This is a genomic window from Nostoc sp., from assembly GCF_036917975.1.
In the GTDB taxonomy this organism is placed as follows: Bacteria; Cyanobacteriota; Cyanobacteriia; order Cyanobacteriales; family Nostocaceae; genus Nostoc.
The window spans coordinates 127,175-149,718 of the sequence record NZ_JBALEJ010000100.1 but is presented as its reverse complement, the minus strand read 5'-3'; the positions used below and the strand labels follow the sequence as shown (position 1 = coordinate 149,718).

Sequence of the window (22,544 nt, the reverse complement as noted above, 5' to 3'; positions counted from 1 at the left end):
TTCTAGGTTATCCTCAAGTTTAGGAAATTGGCGCGATCGCCAAATATCGATATAAAAGTTAAGGCACTAACGCCAATACTCCCACAGGAGAACCAGAACCACCACGTAATCTTAGAGGTGCGATCGCTAGAGTAGTACCTTTAGGTGGCAATTGATCCAAATTCGTCAGATTCTCCAACACAATGCGCGGTTGTTCTAAAACTAAGCGGTTAATCGCAAAACTGTTATCCTGTCCAGGGTCTACACCATGAGTATCAATTCCTACCCCAATTATTTGCCGTTCATCAAGTAAAAATTGAGTGGCATCGCTGCCAAATCCTGGAAAGTGGGGAATCCCTTGAGCATCATGATTGAGAAATGCACTTTTATCAAACCACTTTTTTTCCCAACCAGTATTCAGTAAAACTACGCAGCCAGGAGAAATTTCACCGTGTTCTTCTTCCCAAGCCAAAACATCAGCAATAGTTAGGGCATAATCAGAATTATCTGCTGTGGCTTGGCAAATATTTATGACCACCGCAGGTACAACTAAAGACTGGGCGGGGTATTGGTCAATTCCCAGAGCAGAACTATGAAAACTGTTAGGAGCGTTGATATGGGTAGCGCTATGTTCCCCCAAGGAGAAACGCCGCAGGTAATAGCCATCATTATTTAGTTCAGCCACAGTTTCAAACTCTACTGTAGGATCTCCAGACCATTGAGGAATATCTACGTCAATTACATGACTTAGGTGGATAACGCGTGTGTAGGTGATACTATTTTGACTTTGGGGTTGTATCATCCCAGCCTTCTATTTTATTTGTACTCAGGGATTTTTTTTAATCAGGTGCGATGCCTGGTTTGGGCTACACCTACGCAAAGATATTACTACAATTAGAACGTTTTTAAATCGATTTGACTGTCCCTATAGTGAACTACCTACACCGAGAAAGGAGTACCAAATACGGTATAGGCTTCTGGTACATTTCGCAATGCTGCCAGAACTTGCTTCGAGGTACTATTTACGAATTACGAATTACGATGCAATGCTTAAAAATCTACGCCTCGTTTAAGTTCTACACCTTGATTAGCATAGTGTTTGTGGCAATAAACCTCTGAGTGGACGCTAGCCAAATCGAAGTACGCCGGTGGATTTTGACAGCGGCCAGTGATGATGATTTCGGTGTCGCGGGGTTTGCGGAGTAAAGCTTGAACAATGGGTTCAACGGGGAGTAGTTCTAAATCAACGGTGGGATTGAGTTCATCGAGAATAATAGTTTTATACAATCCAGAGGCGATCGCAACTTTCGCAATTTCCCAACCCCGTTCGGCTTCTACATAATCTAATTCTTGCCGGGAATTTCGCCAGACGATGGCATCTCCACCGCAGCGCTGATGATCCACCACTTCTGGATATGACTGCTGCAAAGCGGCGATCGCTGCGTCTTCTGTGTAGCCACTACCACCTTTAAGCCACTGCATAATCAACACACGGGTAGACCCTGGATGATTAATTCCCCTACCAATGGCCTGCAAGGCTTTGCCCAAAGCACTAGTAGACTTACCTTTACCAGCACCAGTATAAATTTCAATCCCTTCAAGTAAGAGGGCTTTGGCTGTTGGGTGGTGATGAGGTTTCATTTCTGAGTGCAAATCTGCAATATCAAGCAATTTTTGCGGTGCAGCGCGTCCAGTGGCGATGATTTCTAACTCTTGGGGTTTAGATTTTAATGTCCGTACCACTTCATCTACTGGTAGCAAACCTAAATCTAAAACGGGATTAATTTCATCCAAGACGACAACTGAATATAGGCCGCTAGCGATCGCACCTTTGGCTACATCCCAACCCCGCGTCGCCTCATCTCGATCAAAGATGGTAATTTCATCATGGCCAAAAAATTCGGCTCTCCCCGTGCGAACCTGGTCAATTAAATGGGGAAATCCGCGTTGCAAAGCTGCGATCGCACCATCTTCGTCATAGTCACGTTCTGGCCCTTTTAAAAACCGCAACAGTAAAACGCGGTTAGAATTGCTAGGCGTATTTATCCCCAAGCCAATAGAGCGCAAAACCACCCCTAAAGCCGCTTGGGACTTACCTTTACCCACGCCATCGTAGACGTGAATTTGACCAACGAGCCGTTCCTGACGCACTTGCGCCGTGCGAATACCAATACCGTTCCTTGTCATTTCTCGAAAAGCTATAACGTGGCAGTCTTTAATCTTACCTAACGTCTTGTCTTCTCAGGTAGAGAAACTATCTCTCTCGCTCGCCCGTACAATTGCTAAATCCATGTATTAAAAATATTAATAATGGAATACTCGCACACCAGCCTAGTAGAGGACAAAAACAATGAGATAATTTCCCCCATTACCCTCACTATCCCAGTTATACTCTCTACAGCTAACCCTTACCCTTGACGATTTATGCCTGAAAATTGGATGCTTCCGAGGATTTTTCCCATTGGTGGAATCTTGTTTGACCTTTTATTTGTAATGATTGCCATCCCCATCGAAGCTTATGTTTTACACTCTCGACTCAAATTTGACAAAAAAACCAGTACTTTTTATGCCATTTCTATTAATCTGTTTTCTAGTGTAATTGGTTGGCTCATATTTTTCATATCGGAACCAATGTTGCCGATACAGGTTAAATCAGAATTAATTAACTATATGCTTTTTAATAGTTTTAAATTGCCAAGTACTCAAACTTTAATTATATTAACTGCCTGTATAATTTTCTTTGCTACTTTTTTGATGAAGTTTTTCATTTTAAGAGTTTTGCTATTATCATTACATGAACCAGTTGCTAAAAAAGAAACTAAAGAAGAAGAAGAAACTAAAATATCTCAGAGGCAGCAAAGGCTTCGTCTAAGCAGCGTTAATTTTCAAAATACTAATTTAGTTACTACTATATTAATAGCCAATTCTCTGAGCTACACTGCTATAACCATTATCTTATTATTTCGTTCAAAATAGCAAGAATTTACTTGTTTAATTCAGAGGAAGATTAGTGATTGAATAATCAGATATAGGGAATAAAATGAATACGCTACTTGAGCTTATAGATGCATTTGGAATTGTTAAATTTTTGCAAGGGCTTTATGCGGGAGTCCGGAAAGTATTAGCCCCACCCAAAGCTTATTCGTGGCAGACATTTATTTATATGAGTGTTTTTTCTTGGGGACTCTCATATTTTGCCACAGGTTATATTAAAGATATCATTGCCTTTTTCGGTTGGTTATTTTTAATTGCTGGCACAGCTTGGTATACAACCGAAGATCCTTTAAGGGTTCCTGGTACTTTTATGCCAGTTGGTGCAGTCATCACTGGATTCTTAGTCAGTGTTTTTGCTTTTGGAAATCAACAGGATGTAATTACGTCAAGAACAATTGTTTTTTGGCCGACACTTTCAGCACTAATTACGGCAATACCAGAATTTATTGAAGGAAATGACACCGACGCAAAAGCTCGAATTCCTAAACCACAAGACCGCCAAAGAATCATAATTTTAGTTGCTAGTAGTATGCTGCTAAGTTGCTGGATTCAGTTTCATTTTGTGATGGATAATTGGTTACAACAATATCCTAGTTTGCAGGCAGATACTTTTAAACGTAGTACTTTTGTTGTCAGAACAGAAGAACCAGTAAAAATCCCACGAAACGGCGCTATAATTCTAGAGAAACTTCAACCATTAGTAGAAGAAGAAATAGCTAAAAGACCTTGGTCGGAAGTAGAGAAATGGCTGATCCCTAAGAAAGATCGGGAACATCGGGTAGTCATTCTGGGTAGGGAAGTAATTCAAAAAAACCTGGGTAAATATGAAGAAAGGAAACTATGGCGTGTTGAACCGCGTGTAGATAATAATAACTCTGGATATATATTAGATTTACTAAGTATTTGGACAGGCCCAAGTTCTAACCCACGAGGCTATTACTTGAAAAAATCTTGTCGGATCAAACAACTTCCAGCAACCAGCACTTCAGGCAATAAGATTATAGTTGCAGACATTGAATGCGATGTCGCCAGTAAATTGATTCCTGGTTCACCACTTCCGCAGCTGTGAGAAGTGGGGCAGAGGAGCAGGGAGCAAGGGGGAGAATATAATTACCTCTTTTCCCTCCGCTACCTGCTCCTCTACCTCTTCCCAATGACAAATAACAAATGACAAATAACAAATGACAAATGACAAATGGCTATTAACAGAATTTTTGTGTTGGCAAAGAATGTTTTTCAGGAAGTGGTACGCGATCGCATACTATATATTATTGGTTTTTATGCGCTAATACTCGCCATTGCCTTCCGCGCCCTTCCTGAATTTGCAGCTACGACTGAAGGCAAAATGTTTTTAGACTTTGGGATGGCAGCGATGAATGCCATCGGGTTAATTATTACGATATTTATTGGTACGGGACTAGTTAATAAAGAAATTGAAAAGCGCACTATCTTGGTGTTGATTGCTAAACCTGTCAGTCGCAGCGAAATTATCGTTGGCAAATACTTGGGTTTATCCGCAGTACTAGCTGTATTGATCGCTATAATGACAGTAATTTATCTGGTATTTCTGCAATTTGGTAATATTCCTCATCCAACGGCGAGTATTTTAATTGCAGCAATTTTCTTATTTTTGCAGTTGTCATTAATCACTGCTGTGGCTATTACCTTCGGTGTTTTTACTGCTTCTGTGTTAGCGACTGTTTTAACCTTTGCGGTATATTTAATCGGCAATATTACTCAAGATTTAGTACAACTTGGTCGTCTTAGCCGCAACCCTGGCATAGAACGTCTAACTCAAGGTTTATTTCTCATCTTGCCAGATTTATCTCGATTAGATTTGAAAAATGATGCCGTTTATGGTCTGCAAGCACTACCTGATACAACTACACTGATTCTGAATGCTGGCTATGGCTTACTTTATAGTGCCATGTTGTTAGCGATCGCTATTTTTATCTTTTCACAACGCGAATTTTAGGTATTGGGCATGGGGCATGGGGCATTGTAAAGAGGCAGAAAGTTCTTCCCTCCCGACCAATGACCAATAGACATCTCCAGAAACTAAATATGCGTTATCCAGAACCCTTGTAGAGACGTAGCACTGCTACGTCAAAACAATTCTTTTTCGGAGATGTCTAATGACTAATGACTAATGACTAATGACTATCTGAGGTTGCTCAATCGTGCCATCAGGCATAATAGTATCCCGGAATTTTGCATAAATCAGATTTGTCTTCCAGAGGTTTGCCTTACTCAAGTTTGCCTTGGTTAAATTAGCCCATGTCAAATCTGCACCAGTTAAATTAGCCTCAGTCAAATTAGCTTCTAGTAATTTTGCTCCTGCAAGATTTGCCCCTGCGAGATTTGCAAAACTTAAATTAGCTTCAATCAGCGATGCTTCAATTAATTTGGCTTCACTTAAGTCTGCTTCTCTCAAATCTACATCACACAAAGAAGCACCCCAAAGATTACTAGCTGTAAATTTCACGCGCCATAAAAAAGTTCCGCACAAATTTGCACCTTTTAAATCAGCATTGGTCAAATTGGCTTCACACAAAGATGCTTCATACAAATTAGCTTCACGTAAGCTAGCTTGCATCAAATTTGCGCCACTTAAATTAGCACGAGTCAGAACACAGCCACACAAATTGGCACCGCGCAAATCTGCTCCGATAAAGTTAATACCACTTAAATCAATTCCTTTTAGGTCGATTCCACTCAAGTCACATCCACTGAAATCTCGACGCTGAAAATATTTATTTGTGATCTGATCTAATATCAATTCCTTTTGTTGGGCATAATTATTCATGGTATTCACCTCTGGGTGTAATTTATCTCAAAGGTCGAGTGTGATAGTTACCGTATATTGAGAGTACACCCCAAATGGAGATCAGCTCAGTAAATAATCAAAAATAAATTGACGAAAAATCGCCAATCACCTGAAAATACGCTTTTTTAATAGTTTTTAAAACAAAAAATGCTGACATAAGTCAGGAAATATTCACACAACAGGAGTCATACCAATTCTGTATGAAAATGTATAGAAAAACCCCACCGCTTGCGACACCTCCCCTGAGTAAGGCTACCGGGGAGCAATGCGATTTTGTTAGGCGACTCAAAAAAAGTGCGATGCCTGCGGCGGGCGTAGCCATCGCTAAAAATTATATTTAAGTATAAGGTGATTTTATTTGCAAATACAATACTGCTTTACACAAAAATTCATCTTGATAAATAGTTACGAAGTATACCTTGGATTTACATAGACATTCAGGAGCGGAGCCAGAGATGCTCCGCCTCCGGTCAGAATCAAGACGCTCGCGGACTCGCTAATGCTGCGCTATCCGCCAGTCGCACAGAAAACATTGCTGAATTCTGGCTCCTGACTCCTGAATTCTGTTCGATAAAGGCTGTAAATTCTCTTAGCTGTTAATAATTTGTTCCACAGCAACAAAAACATTTGGGAATGCAAGCGGTTGAATTGTTCCCCCGGCTAATGTCAGTTTTGTTGCGTATTCTCCATCTAAGACTTCTCGAAATACTATCAGGTGTAACTTTTTTAAATTGACAACCCAATATTCTAAAATACCTGCTTCTGCATAGATTTTGCTTTTTGTCTCTAAATCTTTTTCTAAACTAGAGTTAGAGTACTCAATCAACCAGAAAATATTTTCTGGATATGGATGATGCTGTCGATACTCGCGTCCTAAAGGTTGAACAATGGCAATATCTGGTTCTGGTTCAGAGTTGTTCGGTAGGGTAATTGGTTTAGCATGACGAATTTTAGCTCGTCCAGTCAATAACTTTGCTAGATAGTCACCAGCTTCACCACTACTATAAGCGTGAGGTTCTCCTTCTGGTGACATTTCGACAATTTCTCCTTTGAGTAGTTCAACTTTGCGATCGCTCAAAATGCCAGCGTCAATCATCCGGTGATATTCGTCAATCGTCCACTTAGCAACTATCACACTCATGACGATTGATTCCTCCCAATGATTCTTGATATTCTCCCATTTTAAATGACAGCAATGTATTGCCCTTGATCAACAAGATACTTTGCCAACATATTTTCTAAATCATCATAAAACCGCACCTCGATTCCATAAGCGTGAGAAATCCACTGAGCGTTATCAAAATATTGTTGGATTGAGAAATCCTGTGCAGGATACGTACAACACCAAGCTGACCATTCAATTGTCCTCCAGCTATAGCCTTCAGCGTTAAGTAAATGTTTGATCGCGTAAGTTCCGTTTCCACCTTTTCCAGCTTGATTACCCACTTTAACAGTAATGCGCTGTATGCTTCCAACAAAAGGGGGATAATCTAACCAATCAAGTAAGTTAATTCTTTTCCTACTTTTTAATTCTTCAAGGAAAGGTGACAAATTTTTGGTTTCTGTGAGAATAAATAAATGCTCTACTGCACGAGTTAAAGCAACATAAAAAAGACGACGCTCCTCATCAACTACTTGCTCAATGCTATCACCGAAAACACGGCTAAACATCAAATCAGGGTGTATTAATGGGTAACAACGAGGAACAGCATCAAGTATTATAACTACATCATTCTGAAGACCTTTATACTTGTGAGAGGTTGATATGCTTACAGCATTTCTTGATTCTTCAGGAAGGTAGGAATGCACCAATTTTAGAAATCTGTCGAGTGAGCTATTTCTTGATGTACCCTTACCATAATTTACATCCCAAGGTAAACTATTCTTGCGGCTGAGTAAAACTACATTTTTTCCATCTTTGATAATCTTGTTTACTAAGCGTAATATAGTAGGTGTTATGTTGTCTCCCGGATGATCTTCTTGCTCCTTGGGAGTTGGATTAAATTGTCCTATATCAGCAATTTCAACCGTTCCCAACATAGTTTTATGGGCGCGTGCAGGAGTACCCAATCCCTGCATCAATGTATTACCGATATCAACGATTGAAGTAGCTGAACGGTAATTAGTAGCTATATTGAGTTTTTGCGAAGCTTGGAAAAACTGGGCGAAATTCTGGTAAAAGCGAAGGTCAGAACCAGCAAAACCATTAATTGCTTGCCAGTCATCACCAACACAGAAAAATTGTGCTTGAGGATTTTGTTGTCGAATTGCTTCTATTAAATGGTGGAAAAGTTCTGAAAAATCTTGATATTCATCAATCAGTATGTATCGAAGACACTTTAAATCGCCAGTGCCAGATTTGCGACGAAATACAGTTTGTCCTGATGCGATAACTACGGCAGCTTTTTGCATTAGTCCATCAAAATCATCCTCGCCTGTTGTCTTAAGCTGTTGCAAATATGACTGATAAAACTTTTGTGCAAGCTCCAAAAAGCGCTGCTCGACATCACTAGCACACTTATGATTATCAACGAGAGAGGCTAATTTTTCTGAAGTGAGGGAGAGTTTGCGACAACGCTGGATAAATCCTTCTACTACTTTGGTAAAACGGTCTATAGCTCTAAGTCTAATTTTTGTCCAAATTTCGTCTTCAGTCAAGCGATCGCACTTCATCCCATAACTTTCAAGACATCGCTTAAGTAAAGCACAAAAATCTTCTACTCCCTCAAATCTGAGGCTTGTCGGGGATAATTCCACAAAATGCCAGTTAGGATGATTTTGCCAATATTCTCGCTTTTGTTCTGACATTATATCGTAATCTGGATCGCCTTCTAGTCCAAAATATTCAATAACTATCCCCTGATTTTCTCCAGTTAAAATCGTAAAATCAGGGCGATAATTAATTTCATTCCACCAAAAATTACGCTCGTATTTGTATGTAATGTTGTGTTCTAATAAAAAATTTGCAATTACTTTCTCACCAAAAGACTTGTAGTAGTTTCCATCAAGCCCTTCTCTTGGCAATGAGCGACGATAACGCAACATTTCTTCTGGACTTTTATCATAACCACCCCAAGCAATGCGCTCCCAGTCTTCACGAAAGTTCGCCATCATTAAAACGCGAATTTTTTCATAAACATCTTGATTGCGGCGATACTCATCAATTACAGTCTGTAAGGCTTTGGCTTTATTCTGTTGTCCATCTGGTTCATTGAAAAGAATGCTTTTTTCTGGATGAACTAAAGCATAAGCTAATGCATGGAAAGTCATTACATGAGGAATAGAGCTTTGTAATTGTAGAGTAAGGCGCTCTCGTATTTCTTCCGCCGCCTTGCGATTGAAAGCTAAAAGTAATATTTCATTGGGTGCAACACCGCAATGTTTTTGTAAAAATAAAGCTCGATTTACCAATGTTGAAGTTTTGCCACTTCCAGCCCGTGCTACTACTTGTATATGACCTTCCACAGCACCAATTGCTGCTGCTTGCTCAAGGTCAGGTGAGGTATTTAAGTTAGCTTTTACCCAAGATTGCACATAGCTGAACTTTTCAGCTTGGTACTCTTGAAATGATATGTGTTCAGTACATTGGGCTTGATATAAGTTATCAGCATTGAGAAAATCTTGCTCAAATTGTTCTTTTAAGCTCATAACTAAAGCTTGCTTTTCTACCCTTCGTCTCGCTATTTCCTTTCTTTTTGCTTCCTGTTTTTCTAATTCACGTTTTTCCTCCTTTCGTATTTCTGTTTTATATCTTTCTCTCTCTAGGTTTTTCGCTTGCATTAATAGAAGAATTTCTTCAGAACAAAAAGGCGGATCTATCTTATTGAATTCGCTAAGAAATTCTTCTATTCTGAAGAATTTGCATCTGACACAATCTCTAGCTCCAGCAGAGTCTATTACAGTAATTCGTAAATCTACACGTATTTGTGATCCTTTTCCTCTATCGCACAATAAGATAATTCTTCCTCGTATTCCCGAAAAATTTATAACTTCTCTTCCAACTAAAAAATTCCAAAGGTTATCGTTATTACTTATTACTTCTGCAAAGCTTTGAACATTGTCAATCTGTAAACTGTTATCCATACTCTGCTTTACTCTTACTCAACTGCTTGCAGCGACTTAAGCGCCTATTCTCAGTTTTCCCGCAGACAGAGCATAATTAACAGGGAAGCAGAATTTATAGAAGGAATAAGGTTAGATTCATCTGCTGTTTGTGTTTTTGCCGTATTGATAGACAACAAAAAAACGGTAGATAAGTTTTGTCTTCTACCGTTTTTTTAATATTGATTTTTATCTGCCTATTAATATATTTTATTTAGTAAACATCATCGTGACTACCGATATCTATAAACACGGCATCCCCATCATTTGTAAAGTAAAAAACTACTCTTTCGTCATAATCTGTACTAAAACTCCATAAGTCTTTAAGCTTACCTGACAATTTGTGAGTTTTCAAACCCTGCTCAAATGGATCTGCTGTAAACTGCTCCAACTTTTGCCAAAACCGTGCTTCTAAATCTACATTCCTTTGAATTCGCTTTTTAAAAGCACGTTTAAATGAAGAGTTGAAACTTACTTTTAACATCACTCTTCTACCAGTTGTCTCAGTTCATCGATATTTGAGGAAAACTTTAGTTCACTATTTTGATGTTCTACTTGCGCCACCTGAAAATTTTGATAAATTTCTTCACGCCTTTCTTCCCGTAGATATTGCTGCAATAACAGTTGAATTTCTAACTTTTCTTCACTGGAAAGACTTTTAATTGCTTCAACTACATCACTGAAGGTCATAAATTGAAACACCTTTTAGTACTTATCAGATCAATCTAACATGGTAACGATAAAGCTATGCCAGAAATCACCGATAATCACGCTCCAGAAAACCACAGAAGGAAACAGCAACTTTGTAACCAATGCGAATGCCAAAAAGTCGAGCTAATGGGTTTTTATTACGTAAATATCGTGCCGATTCTAAGCCTGTTTTATCAATTGCGTATTCACCTGTTTCTATATCGATAATCACCATTTTACCAATGTTTTCTTCTCGTTCCACTTGTTGACGAATGCTATTTTCATATAATTCTTTCGCACGTCGTCCAACTTCTTCGCTGCTTAAAAGTATACTTTGCACGTCCTTGCTCCTTTGTTCATGTTGTATCCTAATTCTACTACTAAGCTATAATGCAAAGCGGTTTAGTGAACGATATACTAACGCAGACCGAAAAAAACGGTAGAGCAATAAATACTCTACCGTTTGCTAATTTTCTATTTGAGATTTAAATCCCAAACGCTAAATTTTACTCAACACCTTGGGGTAACAATTCCCGACGCTGTTGAGAACTAACTTGGACAATGCCATTTTCATCCACATCAACAAGGGCTGTATCGCCATCTTTGATACGACCAGACAGAATTTCTTCTGCTAGGCTATCTTCTAACAGGCGCATAATTGCCCGACGTAATGGCCTTGCGCCGTAGCTGGGACTGTAACCTTCTTGGATTAAACGATCCTTGAAGCGGTCTGTGACTTCTAAGGTGATACCCTTTTCCGTCAAACGACCAAATACTTCCTTGAGCATAATTTCGGCGATTTGGGTCACTTCCGGCTTGTTCAACTGACGGAAGACGATAATTTCATCGAGTCGGTTGAGGAACTCTGGACGGAAGTACTGCTTGAGTTCTTCGTTGACCAAAGAGCGAATCCGGTTGTAAGTTGACTCGCTGGCATCTTCGGAGAATTCAAAGCCGATACCGCTACCGCCTTTTTCAATTACCTTAGAACCAATATTGGAAGTTAAAATCAGCAAGGTGTTCTTGAAGTCTACCGTGCGACCTTTGGCATCAGTTAACCGACCGTCTTCCAAAATTTGCAGCAGCATGTTGAAGACATCGGGGTGGGCTTTTTCGATTTCGTCGAACAACACCACGGTGTAAGGACGCCGCCGCACGGCTTCGGTCAACTGACCACCTTCGTTATAGCCAACATAACCTGGAGGGGAACCAATCAGCTTGCTGACGGTGTGACGCTCCATGTATTCGGACATGTCTAAGCGGATCATCGCTTCTTCGGAACCGAAGAAGTAAGCAGCTAAGGATTTCGCCAACTCGGTTTTACCTACACCAGTCGGCCCAGAGAAGACAAAGCTAGCTATGGGTCGGTTGGGATTTTTCAAACCGACACGAGCGCGACGAATTGCCCGTGAAACTGCTTTCACAGCTTCATCTTGACCAATTAAACGCTGATGCAAGGTATCTTCCATGTGCAGCAGCTTTTCAGATTCAGATTCGGTGAGTTTGTTCACCGGTACTCCAGTCCAGGAAGCGACAATATGGGCAATGTCTTCTTCTGTAACTACAGGTTCTTCACCTTCTGTGCCTGTTGCATTGGTCTTGCTTTGAGCGATCGCCCGGATTTCGGCTTTGATTTCCATTTCGCGATCGCGCAATTCTCCAGCTTTGTCAAAGTCTTGGGAGCGCACCGCGTCATCTTTTTCTTTTAATATCTGACGCAGTTCTTTGTCTAACTCTTTGGCTGCGGGTGGCAGTTGGGAGTTAATCAAGCGCACCCTAGAACCAGCTTCATCAACTAAGTCGATGGCTTTATCTGGGAGGAAGCGATCGCTAATGTAACGATCTGATAACTTCGCCGCCGCTACTAATGCTTCGTCGGAGATTTTCAGTTTATGGTGTTGCTCGTAGCGTTCGCGCAGACCATATAAAATTTCAATTGTTTCATCAACTGTCGGTTCGCCAACCATCACTGGCTGGAAACGCCGCTCCAGGGCTGCATCTCGCTCGATGTGCTTCCGGTATTCATCTAGGGTTGTAGCACCGATGCACTGCAACTCACCTCTGGCCAAAGCTGGCTTGAGGATATTCGCTGCGTCAATAGCACCTTCGGCTGCACCCGCACCAATTAAGGTGTGTACCTCATCAATCACGAGAATGACATTACCCGCCGAGCGGATTTCATCCATGATTTTTTTCAAACGCTCTTCAAATTCACCCCGATATTTGGTTCCTGCTACGAGCAAACCAATATCCAAGGTGACGACGCGTTTATCTTCCAGGATATCAGGGACATCTTTGGTGGCAATGCGTGAAGCTAAACCTTCAGCGATCGCTGTCTTACCAACCCCTGGTTCCCCAATTAGCACGGGGTTATTTTTGGTTCGGCGACCCAAAATTTGAATCACCCGCTCAATTTCCTTAGCGCGTCCCACCACTGGATCGAGCTTATTATCGATTGCCATCTGGGTCAGATTTGAGCCAAATTCATCCAGGGTCGGGGTTTTTGTGCGCCCGGATGAACCGCCTGGTGAAACTTCGGCAGTTTCTCCCAACATGCGGATGACTTGGGTTCTGACCTTAGATAGATCCACACCGAGGTTTTCTAGCACCCTGGCTGCGACGCCTTCCCCTTCGCGGATTAGGCCCAACAGCAGATGCTCGGTGCCAATGTAGTTATGCCCCAGTTGGCGTGCTTCTTCTAAGGAGAGTTCTAAAACTCGCTTTGCCCGTGGCGTAAACGGAATTTCCACGGCAACAAAGCCTGATCCCCGTCCTATAATTTTTTCAACTTCGATTCGGGCATCTTTGAGATTGACGCCCATTGATTTCAGCACCTTCGCAGCCACTCCAGTGCCTTCGCCAATCAGACCCAGGAGGATCTGCTCGGTTCCGACAAAGTTGTGACCTAAACGGCGGGCCTCTTCTTGGGCCAGCATGATTACCTTAATGGCTTTTTCTGTGAAGCGCTCAAACATGGCTTTATCCCATCATCTGCGGTCGTGCCGGTATGCTGATTTTAGCACAGGCAAAGCTTTTGGATGCCTGTATAACAGATTATAGACATCCTGAAGCTATGACTTTAGTTGATGGGCTAATTGTTAACTATTGACTACTTTATCTGGCTAGTGTACTGAGGAGCTTTAGTTCACCAGCTTTTTTGGGATTTATTACAAATAGCAGACTGCTTAGATTAAGGGTTTATTGACTTAATCCCAAACATTTATGTATAACCTATATATTTCTTAATATCAAGCAAAAACAATTTATATACTATACTCTTATGAATCAAATGGTTTAATATAATAAATTCAAATCTGAAATAGCTTAGTAAAGTTGCATTTTTTTGCTGAGGCCGATCGCAAGCCCCAATAATTCAAAATTAATAATGGCTAACTACTTAAAAAGCAAGTGCCAAGAAGATTTGTCTAGGCGATCGCTAACAATGGAATACCATTGGTCTAAAGTTGCTTTAAATTTGCGGTGTTGTAAATCTGGCAGCCACAGGATTAAAGCATCTTCATCGTTATCTTGGTAGTAATGCCGCCGCCGCCCTGCTGTTTTGAAGCCAAATTTTTGATATAAAGATATAGCCCCCAAGTTGGAAGCTCGCACTTCGAGGGTAGCTCGTTCCATTTTGCGATCGCAAGCTGTCTTAATGAGTGAATATAATAAAGCCTGTCCCATTCCTTGACGGTGATATTCGGGATGAACCGCCAAAATTGTAATGTGGGCTTCATCTAAAATTGACCAAAAGCAACCCATTCCTAGCAAACTTGTGCTGGAGGACGGGGAAAATAAACCGAGTAAATCGCTGTTGGGACTATCCAATTCTCGTTTGTAGCCGTCCAGAGTCCAAAGTCCACCAAAACAAGCTTGATCGAGTTCCAGAATAGCACTGAGATTTTCTAATGTCAGTAATTTAATTTCTAAGTCTAATGAGATCACATTTATTGAATAAGATTACAAAGCCTTTGTACACTGGGAATCGGGAGACAAACTCAAAGCCCATAATTTGAACAAGGAAAACTTTTATAGTTATGGTATCGACTCACCCCACTGGGGTTCAACATTCTGGAAGTCAATATTTACCTCAAAGCCACGACACCAGCACAAATCCATCGCCTAATCAACAACTTTTACCCTTGACTGCCAGAGTTCATCATCATGACCTCCTGGAAATTGGTGGCTGTGATGTCACAACCCTAGTTGAGCAGTTTGGTTCACCTTTATATATTTTAGATGAAGAAACCCTGCGTTCGGCTTGTCAGCAATACCGAGATGCTTTCAAGCAATACTACAAGGGCGAATCTCAAGTATTGTACGCCTCAAAAGCTTGGAATTGTTTAGCCGTTTGTGCGATCGCCGCATCTGAAGGACTGGGAATCGATGTCGTTTCTGGGGGCGAACTTTACACAGCCTTGCAAGCGGGTGTTAGTCCCAATAAAATTTACCTCCACGGCAATAATAAATCTCGTGAAGAATTAATTTTAGCGATCGCATCTGGTGTCACCATTGTGGCGGATAACTGGTATGAATTACATACCCTGGTGGAAATCGCCCAACCCTCTCTTCCAATTCGCATCATGCTACGGCTAACTCCCGGTATTGAGTGTCACACACATGAATACATTCGCACGGGACACTTAGATAGCAAATTTGGCTTTGATCCCAACGATTTAGATGAAGTTTTTACCTTTGTCAGCCAACAATCTGCCCTGAATTGCGTAGGAGTACACGCTCATATTGGTTCGCAAATTTTTGAGCGCCAACCACATCAAGATTTAGCTGCTGTGATGGTGCAGTGGCTGCGAGATGCTGCGAAGTTTGGTTTAAATATTACAGAGTTAAATGTTGGTGGCGGTTTAGGGATTAAATATACAGAATCAGACGATCCCCCTAGCATTGAAGAGTGGGTGAAGGCAATTTGTCAAGTAATCCAAGAAGCTTGTGCAGCCGAAAATCTGCCTTTGCCGAAATTACTGAGTGAACCGGGGCGATCGCTAATTGCGACAGCTTGTGTTACTGCCTATACTATTGGTTCATCGAAAGTTATCCCAGGAATTCGTACTTACGTGGCAATTGATGGAGGAATGTCTGACAATCCCCGCCCGATTACTTACCAATCAGTTTATCGGGCAGTTGTTGCCAATAAAATGTCTTTTCCTTTAACTGAAACAGTCACAATTGCTGGTAAACATTGCGAATCAGGAGATATTCTGATTAAAAACGCACTACTTCCAAAGACTGAATCAGGGGATATTCTCGTAGTTATGGGAACTGGTGCGTACAATTACAGTATGGCATCTAACTACAACCGCTTGCCCCGACCGGCAGCAGTCGTAGTGGCGAATGGCGAAGCAAATTTAATTTTGCAACGTGAAACTTATAAAGATTTAATTCGACAAGATCGCCTACCAGAAAGATTAAAGAAATAGTCATTAGTCATTAGTCATTAGTCATTAGTCATTGGTCATTAGTCATTTGCAAATGACAAAGGACAAATGACAAAGGACAAATGACTAATGACCAACCGTAATTAGAGGCAAAAGTGTAATCCAGATGTCATGAGAGATTGGTGGAAGCAATGGCTGGCAAACCTGGGGTGGTCACAGTCCTTGCTACTTGGGACTCTGGATATTGTGTTAGTGCTGGTGCTGACATATATGATACTAGTTATCATTAGTGAGCGCCGAACACTGTGGATGGTGCGGGGATTCATTCTTTTAATGCTAGCCTCAGCACTAAGTGGCAGATTCGGACTACCTCTACTCAGTTTTGTACTAGAAAAGTTAGTGATTGGTTGTGCTGTAGCGATGGCAGTTGCTTTACAGTCGGAATTTCGGCGGTTTTTGGAGCAATTGGGGCGTGGCGAGTTTCGTCAGCTACTTCAACCCGACCGTCTGGCAATCCCGAAATCTGATAGTGTAATTGATGAAATTGTTGAGGCTGTTAAAGAATTGTCAAAAAATCGCATTGGAGCTTTACTAATTGTGGAAACCACAGGGCCAATTGATGAGCGAGATTTTTCTGTGCCAGGAGTAAAGCTAAATGCGGAGGTTTCTAAAGAATTGATCCAGACAATTTTCCAGCCGAAAACTTTGTTACACGATGGAGCGACATTGATTCGTGGCTCACGGATCGTGTCATCAGGTATAATTTTACCACTTTCGGGACGCACAGCCTCGCGCCAGTTGGGAACACGCCACCGGGCGGCAATGGGAATTACTGAGCGGGTCGAAAATTGCATTTGTGTCGTCGTATCTGAAGAAACTGGTTCTATTTCCTTAGCGGAAAGGGGAACCCTAAATAGACCGCTGACGATTAGGAAGCTGAAAGAGTCATTAGAGGCTCTTTTGTCTCCAACCGTGGATAGGGAAGCTGTTGCTCCTGGTCTGTTGAGTTTTGTTCGTCGGATAGGTGGGAAGACACTAGCACTGGTTTCACGTTTACTCGGATTACCATCGACCGCTTCTCGAGATAAAAAATGACAGCACAACAAACTAAACTGCAAGATTTGCCTACAGACTTAAAACGAGAACTATTGCCGCAACATGTTGCGGTAATTATGGATGGTAATGGTCGATGGGCTAAACGTCAGGGTCTACCTAGATTTATGGGTCATAAGCGAGGAGTAGATGCTCTTAAGGATTTACTTCGCTGTTGTCAGGATTGGGGGATTCAAGCATTGACAGCTTATGCTTTTTCCACGGAGAATTGGAAAAGACCGCAGGAAGAAGTAGATTTTTTGATGACTCTATTTCAAAGAGTTTTGCGGCAAGAACTGCGGGAAATGGTCGAAGAGAATGTGCAAATTAAGTTTGTGGGGAATTTGCAAGACCTGCCGCGATCGCTCCAACAAGAGATATCGCGTTCTATGGAAGAAACTAAGAATAATCGCGGTATACGGTTTTCGGTAGCAACTAATTATGGCGGACGGCAGGAAATTTTACAAGCTTGTCAGGCGATCGCAAAACTTGTGCAGCAAGGTCTATTACAACCTGATGAAATTAATGAGCAGGTGTTTGAGAGCCACTTGTACACAGCCGGAATTAGTGACCCAGATTTATTAATTCGCACCAGTGGAGAAATGCGCCTCTCAAATTTCCTGCTCTGGCAAATGGCTTATGGGGAAATTTATATTACCGATGCTCTCTGGCCAGATTTTAACCGGGCGGAGTTTCACCGCGCCTTGTGTGCCTATCAGCAACGAGAGCGGCGATTTGGGAAAGTGTAAGGAAGGGGCATTGGGCATGAAGAAGAGACAAGGGAGACAAGGAAGAGGGGGGAGACAAGGGAGAGACTTGTTCAATAATTCTCCCTTGTCTCCCTCATCTCCCCACATTCTTGCGGGTCATGCTTCGTCTGAAACACCGCAGCGCGATGCCTGCGGCGGTAAACTACGCACATTGGCAAGAATTTGAGCCATTGCAGCCGAACCATCAACAACTTCGCCCCGCCGCTCGGACGCTTCCCACCCAGTACGCGCTTCTTGTTGCAGGTCTTGCAGCCGTCCTTGATAGATGTCTTCTTGTTGTTCCAGAAGTTTGATGCCTGCAAGAATAACTGCGATCGCGTTCTGATACTTACCGCTAGTGAGTTGGCGTTGAACTAGGGCTTCTACTTCAGGTGGCAGAACGATTTGCATGGATTTTTGTCGGAGTAGGAGTAACTTTAATTGTAAGCGATGTCTATCGACAAGCCCTTCGGGTTCGGGGGTTCGCAATCGACGGGAACCGCCAAGACTGCGACCCCCTCACCGCTACGCGTCTACGCTTTTAGCGTCTCGTAGAGAGCGTCGGCAGGAGGAAAGAGAGTTTCACCCTCGTTCATTTTTGTTAACATAGTCTGGTTTTATTCTGCCGACCTACTTAATGGGGATGTTTTTCTAGGAGGTTGTCTATCTCCTAAAACATTACGAACAAACTCAGAAATATCTTTTAGCCATGCTTTTGCTGATCCCTCGCTTGGATCGTCCAAGGGATAGTTAGCATCCCAAAGAACCATATCCAACAAGGTTCCATCTGGTAGAGGGGTGACTAGTACAGCTTCGATAGCTTCTAGACCTCGTATAACTGAACTAGGACTAAACGAGACTGTATTCTCCATTTGAATACGAATTTCATCTAACATAGTCTCATCACCCCAATAACGCCGCAAAAACTGCCTTGCCTCTTCAAGAGATGGTTTCGAGGTTGTATTCAGCTTATTTTTTATAATTTCTGGTATGTCCACAATATTTATCTCCCGATTAAAATCCTCGCAGGGTAGGGTAAGTCGTAATTACATAAAAACTTGGTGGATTTCCTGGTACAAACTTAATAGCGATAAATACCATCGGAGTAACTGTAGGTCCCTGAGCTACTGGACCTCCAGGCTGACCAAAATTTCTGTTGAAGTAGCCTTTACCGACTATTTTACCAGCATCAAAGCTATTGCTATGCTCACCTTCAATAGCCAAGTCTGAGCGGATCTGTTCCCAATTGTTTCTCAAATAGCGGTTAATAGTTTGGTTGAGAATATCTTGGGTGAGCCATTTAGCCGAAAAGTTTTGTCTTCCCCCCTCACCTGGTTGATTCCAGGGTGGATCGCCGTAAATTCGGCCTTCAATTGTTCTAGTACCATCGGGTTGACCATTTGCATCAAGAGTCCTCTCTTCTGGAATGTTTGAACCGTGGCGTTGTCCTGTATGAGCATCTGCATGAGCCGCATCATTTGCAGCCATATCGACGTGGTTAGGTTCTTCACCTAACCCATTGTAACGATCCATGACTCGCTGAACATGCTCCTCCTCCGCCATCCTAGCCCGTTCGGTAGCTTCTTGGGGAGTCTCTCCAGGGCGAGGGGTAGGATCTTTGTCGAGTTGAAGCTCTGCATCAGTTCTTGTTTTAGGGTTGTACTTAGGTGGATTAGTAGGATCAATCGGGTCTTTACCTTTACTTGGATCAACTGGGTCTTTAATTGGGTCAGGAATTGGAGATTTTAATTCACCAGGTTTTCCAAGACCCTTCAAAACTCTGCCCATGATGAACATGAGGGCAAGTGTGAGTACCCCTTCGGTAATTTTTTCCGCTCGTTCCTCAGGAGTAAATTCTTTTCCAGTAAAAGCTTCTTTGCCAACAATTCCTTCAATGATTGCTGTGATCCCGACAGCATCTCCAAGGGCAGCAGCAAATACTCCAAAGAAGCCCAGGACTTTCTCATACCAAGGAATGTCTGTTCCATAGGTCTTCCAGAAATCATCCGAGCGCTTAATCATGGCGTTAATAAAGCCATAGATTAGGAAGCCCAAACCAACGATCGCAGCAACTCCTGCAATCCCGATCGCTGCTACTATTTCTTCTGGAAGTAGAAAAATCACTAAAGCGACAACAGCGACAAAAATTGCCAATCCGACTAAAACTTTTAAGATCCCTTCCCCAATTCCCTTAAGAACCTGAAGCCATCCAGGATCGGCAGCTTTTTCGGCTGCTGACTGAGCTACTTGGGCAAAGTCACTTGGAGCTTTACTTTCTACATCTTTATTCGATTTAATACCTTCATCAACTTTGCTACGAATATCATTATTAACTTTCTGCTGCTGTTGAACCCATCCCTGGTTGGCTTCATCAATTTTCTGCTGAATTCCTCCACCAAATTGACTAATCAACTGTTCGTTAGCGTTTTTATTACTTGTGACTGATTGTTGTACTTGTTGTGCTGCCTGCTCTGGAACTTGAGCTAAACCAGTACTCAAAGAGTTTGTAGCCTTATCTGCTTCACCTGTCACTTTCTGCTGTAATCCATCCAAGTGACCAGAAACAGCACTTCCTAGCTGATTCAAACTATTATGAGCGCCACTAACCTGGGAAGAAAGTGCTGTTTCCAACTGTAATCGCGTTTGTTGGAATGGTTCTTTTGTCTCTTGAATAAATTTATCAACTGCTTTTTTATTAATTTTCTTATTATTAGGAACTTGATTCAGTTTTTCAACAACTTGATGTGCCCCTTTGTCAAGTTGGTTGAGACTAGCAACTTTAAATTGGCTAACTTGGGTTGCAGCAGTCTTCCCAGATATTTTGGCTGCGGCGGCGGCTGAATTACCAGCTTGCTTAATGCCTGAGATAGAACTTGACTTTAAATTTTCTAAAGATGCAAGGGCTTTTGTCTGCAACGTATCTATCTTTTGCAGTTGTTGAGTAATTTGGCTAATGAATTGAGAAGTTATAGTATTGGCATTATCTCGGATAGCTTTTTCAACTTGGGCGGTATTACTCCCCACACCAGCCGCTAATTTCTGCCCAGCTGCTCGAAATTCTTGTGCGGCTTTTTGTGCAGCTTCTCTGGCATCTTTAGCTAAAGATTGCCCGCGTGAGGTTAGCTTGCCTACTACTTGAGCAGAAGCTTGTCCTGTACCTTGGCGTGCAGCAGTTTTTTCCTCTGGTTTACTGCCGTAGCGATCGCCCTGTTGTTTCGCAATTGCATTCACTGCCGTAGCCGATTCTGCTGTTGAAGTGGTAGCACGGGTAGCTTCAGTTTGTCCTGTCTGCTCCACCTGTTTAGCTTCATTCTCAGCTGTAGTGTTAGCCCCTTTGCGCTTATTTTCTACTTCCTGCTGTAATGAATTCAACCCACGAGTAGTTTCAGCTTGGATATTTGTCTTGTGGTTCTCAATTTGCCCTTTCAGATTAGCTTTAGTTGTACTGAAAGTTTGTTGAACCTCAGCTTTCTTGGCGGCAATATCTGACGTAATGCCTTGAATTTTCCCTTGAGTTGCTGCCTGAATTGCTTCGACCTGTATCTCTGTTTGTTGTTGCAAAAAATTCTGTTGAGCTTCAATTGTTTGAGTCAGGGCAGCTTTCTCTATCTCCTTTGTTTGGATAATTTGTTGAGCAGCCTGAGCAAGCTCTGGCGATTCCGGTATGGTTGGCTGGGGAATCTCAGGCAATTCCTGTGGTTGTTCAGCCTCCGCGATCGCCATTGCTGAGGGGTCAATTGCTTTATCTAATTGCGGTAACTGTCCAGCAGGGTTAGGAAGAGATTGCTGCGATTCAGCCACTTCAGTTTGCGGTGCATTGGTCTGAGGAGATACCACTTCATTGGCTATTCCTCCAGGCTGAGGAACGCTGGCAAGTTCAGCTGTCGCTGATTTGTCAAGGACTGCATTACCGCTTTTCTCTGGTATGGAGTTGCTAGGGTAAGCCGCTTCTGAATTAGCTTGAGTAGGTGCAGGTAAACTTGGCTGAGTCGATAAGGCTTCTTGTTTGGTATCTACTGGAGGGATTGCCTCACTTCCAGCCCCCCCTGTTGAATGATTTTTAGCCTCTGCTGAATTTGCTCCATCTGGCTCTATGCCAAATTGATCCGTTTTTGGAGTAGTTACAGGTTGACCAAATTTCTGGGTTTGTGATTCATCATCAAGTTTGTGTTGCACCATCCCCGTTTGCTGCACCAGTGGCTTCGTCTGGATCTCTTCTACTTCTTCTTTCGTTACCTGGCGCTGAAAGTTGGGGGTTGCGGGAGAAGCCATCCGCATCACCTGATTTGCCACCCGATCCGCTTCTTGCTCGTACTTGTCGTCTGGTTCTCCCACCGTCAGTTTTGCCTGGGGACGACGCAACGCCATACGTCTAATGTCGTGACCAAACGACTGTTGCTGAATGGCTTGTGATAATAAGGATTGCTCGTCAGCAGACTGGGTTTCTTGAAGGTTGGTTGATTCCTCCGTTGCTGTTTGGATTATATTATTCGTTGGTAAACCAAAGTCTCGCACTGGATTTGCCAGCGTCGGAGTTGTTGGTGAGACAAGGGACGGATTTGAAAAATTTGATGTACCTGCTTTCTTGTGCCCAAACGTGCGTAGTTTACCACCGTAGGTATCGCTCATCTCACCCTTCCTTTATCGACGGGTAAAGCTATGATTGTTGATGTCAGGCATTTTATACCAAACAGATTTTACAATTTATCGAAATGCGAT

At 42.2% G+C, this 22,544-nt stretch carries 19 protein-coding genes; 6 read left to right on the top strand and 13 right to left on the bottom strand.

Translation table 11 applies throughout. The features are described from left to right. Window positions 1-58 precede the first annotated feature (58 nt). Entirely contained in the window at window positions 59-781 is a 723-nt protein-coding gene (locus tag V7K76_RS31915; RefSeq protein WP_334779197.1) for a cyclase family protein, read from the bottom strand. A 248-nt stretch (window positions 782-1,029) separates the two neighbouring features. Further along, entirely contained in the window at window positions 1,030-2,166 is a 1,137-nt protein-coding gene (locus V7K76_RS31910; protein ID WP_292846879.1) for a cob(I)yrinic acid a,c-diamide adenosyltransferase, read from the bottom strand. A 237-nt stretch (window positions 2,167-2,403) separates the two neighbouring features. Here V7K76_RS31910 and fraC point away from each other — a divergent pair, with 237 nt between their 5' ends. The 3 genes from fraC (at window position 2,404) to V7K76_RS31895 (ending at window position 4,948) form a co-directional block, all read left to right on the top strand. Next, window positions 2,404-2,955 carry a filament integrity protein FraC gene (gene fraC / locus V7K76_RS31905; RefSeq protein ID WP_334779195.1) on the top strand — a complete coding sequence of 184 codons (552 nt, stop codon included), beginning with the start codon at window positions 2,404-2,406 and terminating at the stop codon, window positions 2,953-2,955. Window positions 2,956-3,019: 64 nt separating this feature from the next. Next, window positions 3,020-4,042 (top strand): septal junction protein FraD, encoded by a 1,023-nt coding sequence (gene fraD / locus V7K76_RS31900; RefSeq protein WP_334779194.1) that lies wholly within the window; start codon window positions 3,020-3,022, stop codon window positions 4,040-4,042. A 126-nt stretch (window positions 4,043-4,168) separates the two neighbouring features. Then, the gene (locus tag V7K76_RS31895; protein WP_334951485.1) at window positions 4,169-4,948 is read left to right on the top strand and encodes an ABC transporter permease; all 780 of its coding nucleotides are present in this window, start codon (window positions 4,169-4,171) and stop codon (window positions 4,946-4,948) included. A 171-nt stretch (window positions 4,949-5,119) separates the two neighbouring features. On the opposite strand, the gene V7K76_RS31890 is transcribed toward V7K76_RS31895, so the two are convergent. The 8 genes from V7K76_RS31890 to rimI form a co-directional block, all read right to left on the bottom strand. Beyond that, complete coding sequence (locus V7K76_RS31890) at window positions 5,120-5,779, bottom strand: pentapeptide repeat-containing protein (RefSeq protein WP_334779192.1); 660 nt, start codon at window positions 5,777-5,779, stop codon at window positions 5,120-5,122. Window positions 5,780-6,389: 610 nt separating this feature from the next. Then, entirely contained in the window at window positions 6,390-6,941 is a 552-nt protein-coding gene (locus V7K76_RS31885) for a Uma2 family endonuclease (RefSeq protein ID WP_334951487.1), read from the bottom strand. A 41-nt stretch (window positions 6,942-6,982) separates the two neighbouring features. Continuing rightward, entirely contained in the window at window positions 6,983-9,580 is a 2,598-nt protein-coding gene (locus V7K76_RS31880) for a UvrD-helicase domain-containing protein (protein WP_334779190.1), read from the bottom strand. A 535-nt stretch (window positions 9,581-10,115) separates the two neighbouring features. Next, window positions 10,116-10,385 (bottom strand): type II toxin-antitoxin system RelE/ParE family toxin, encoded by a 270-nt coding sequence (locus V7K76_RS31875; protein WP_334779189.1) that lies wholly within the window; start codon window positions 10,383-10,385, stop codon window positions 10,116-10,118. After that, window positions 10,385-10,591 carry a hypothetical protein gene (locus V7K76_RS31870; protein ID WP_334779188.1) on the bottom strand — a complete coding sequence of 69 codons (207 nt, stop codon included), beginning with the start codon at window positions 10,589-10,591 and terminating at the stop codon, window positions 10,385-10,387. The genes V7K76_RS31875 and V7K76_RS31870 overlap by 1 nt, the downstream gene beginning before the upstream one ends. Before the next feature lie 67 nt (window positions 10,592-10,658). Continuing rightward, a complete protein-coding gene (locus V7K76_RS31865; RefSeq protein WP_334779187.1) occupies window positions 10,659-10,931 on the bottom strand; it encodes a hypothetical protein in 273 nt (90 codons plus the stop codon). A gap of 166 nt (window positions 10,932-11,097) precedes the next feature. Next, on the bottom strand, window positions 11,098-13,566 hold the full coding sequence (locus tag V7K76_RS31860; RefSeq protein WP_069071487.1) for an ATP-dependent Clp protease ATP-binding subunit: 2,469 nt from the start codon (window positions 13,564-13,566) through the stop codon (window positions 11,098-11,100). Window positions 13,567-13,984: 418 nt separating this feature from the next. Then, a complete protein-coding gene (gene rimI, locus V7K76_RS31855) occupies window positions 13,985-14,536 on the bottom strand; it encodes a ribosomal protein S18-alanine N-acetyltransferase (RefSeq protein ID WP_334779186.1) in 552 nt (183 codons plus the stop codon). A gap of 92 nt (window positions 14,537-14,628) precedes the next feature. Between rimI and lysA the strand changes: the two genes are divergently transcribed. The 3 genes from lysA (at window position 14,629) to V7K76_RS31840 (ending at window position 17,825) form a co-directional block, all read left to right on the top strand. Then, complete coding sequence (gene lysA, locus V7K76_RS31850; RefSeq protein ID WP_334779185.1) at window positions 14,629-16,026, top strand: diaminopimelate decarboxylase; 1,398 nt, start codon at window positions 14,629-14,631, stop codon at window positions 16,024-16,026. Window positions 16,027-16,155: 129 nt separating this feature from the next. Beyond that, entirely contained in the window at window positions 16,156-17,079 is a 924-nt protein-coding gene (cdaA, locus tag V7K76_RS31845) for a diadenylate cyclase CdaA (protein ID WP_334779184.1), read from the top strand. Beyond that, window positions 17,076-17,825 (top strand): isoprenyl transferase, encoded by a 750-nt coding sequence (locus tag V7K76_RS31840; RefSeq protein ID WP_334779183.1) that lies wholly within the window; start codon window positions 17,076-17,078, stop codon window positions 17,823-17,825. The genes cdaA and V7K76_RS31840 overlap by 4 nt, the downstream gene beginning before the upstream one ends. A 117-nt stretch (window positions 17,826-17,942) precedes the next feature. Here the strand turns inward: V7K76_RS31840 and V7K76_RS31835 are convergent, their stop codons facing one another. From V7K76_RS31835 to V7K76_RS31825, 3 genes are all read right to left on the bottom strand, one after another. Beyond that, window positions 17,943-18,236: a ribbon-helix-helix domain-containing protein gene (locus V7K76_RS31835; RefSeq protein WP_334779182.1), complete on the bottom strand. Its 294-nt coding sequence runs from the start codon at window positions 18,234-18,236 to the stop codon at window positions 17,943-17,945. A gap of 206 nt (window positions 18,237-18,442) precedes the next feature. After that, window positions 18,443-18,823, bottom strand: a complete 381-nt coding sequence (locus tag V7K76_RS31830; protein WP_334779181.1) for a hypothetical protein — start codon at window positions 18,821-18,823, stop codon at window positions 18,443-18,445. Between the two features lie 16 nt (window positions 18,824-18,839). After that, window positions 18,840-22,454 (bottom strand): hypothetical protein, encoded by a 3,615-nt coding sequence (locus V7K76_RS31825; RefSeq protein WP_334779179.1) that lies wholly within the window; start codon window positions 22,452-22,454, stop codon window positions 18,840-18,842. Window positions 22,455-22,544: the final 90 nt, after the last annotated feature.

Coding starts and splice junctions, on each gene's coding strand:
- V7K76_RS31915 (WP_334779197.1), bottom strand. CDS start 781: ATGATACAACCCCAAAGTCAAAATAGTATCACCTACACACGCGTTATC.
- V7K76_RS31910 (WP_292846879.1), bottom strand. CDS start 2,166: ATGACAAGGAACGGTATTGGTATTCGCACGGCGCAAGTGCGTCAGGAA.
- fraC (WP_334779195.1), top strand. CDS start 2,404: ATGCCTGAAAATTGGATGCTTCCGAGGATTTTTCCCATTGGTGGAATC.
- fraD (WP_334779194.1), top strand. CDS start 3,020: ATGAATACGCTACTTGAGCTTATAGATGCATTTGGAATTGTTAAATTT.
- V7K76_RS31895 (WP_334951485.1), top strand. CDS start 4,169: ATGGCTATTAACAGAATTTTTGTGTTGGCAAAGAATGTTTTTCAGGAA.
- V7K76_RS31890 (WP_334779192.1), bottom strand. CDS start 5,779: ATGAATAATTATGCCCAACAAAAGGAATTGATATTAGATCAGATCACA.
- V7K76_RS31885 (WP_334951487.1), bottom strand. CDS start 6,941: ATGAGTGTGATAGTTGCTAAGTGGACGATTGACGAATATCACCGGATG.
- V7K76_RS31880 (WP_334779190.1), bottom strand. CDS start 9,580: ATGCAAGCGAAAAACCTAGAGAGAGAAAGATATAAAACAGAAATACGA.
- V7K76_RS31875 (WP_334779189.1), bottom strand. CDS start 10,385: ATGTTAAAAGTAAGTTTCAACTCTTCATTTAAACGTGCTTTTAAAAAG.
- V7K76_RS31870 (WP_334779188.1), bottom strand. CDS start 10,591: ATGACCTTCAGTGATGTAGTTGAAGCAATTAAAAGTCTTTCCAGTGAA.
- V7K76_RS31860 (WP_069071487.1), bottom strand. CDS start 13,566: ATGTTTGAGCGCTTCACAGAAAAAGCCATTAAGGTAATCATGCTGGCC.
- lysA (WP_334779185.1), top strand. CDS start 14,629: ATGGTATCGACTCACCCCACTGGGGTTCAACATTCTGGAAGTCAATAT.
- cdaA (WP_334779184.1), top strand. CDS start 16,156: ATGAGAGATTGGTGGAAGCAATGGCTGGCAAACCTGGGGTGGTCACAG.
- V7K76_RS31840 (WP_334779183.1), top strand. CDS start 17,076: ATGACAGCACAACAAACTAAACTGCAAGATTTGCCTACAGACTTAAAA.
- V7K76_RS31835 (WP_334779182.1), bottom strand. CDS start 18,236: ATGCAAATCGTTCTGCCACCTGAAGTAGAAGCCCTAGTTCAACGCCAA.
- V7K76_RS31825 (WP_334779179.1), bottom strand. CDS start 22,454: ATGAGCGATACCTACGGTGGTAAACTACGCACGTTTGGGCACAAGAAA.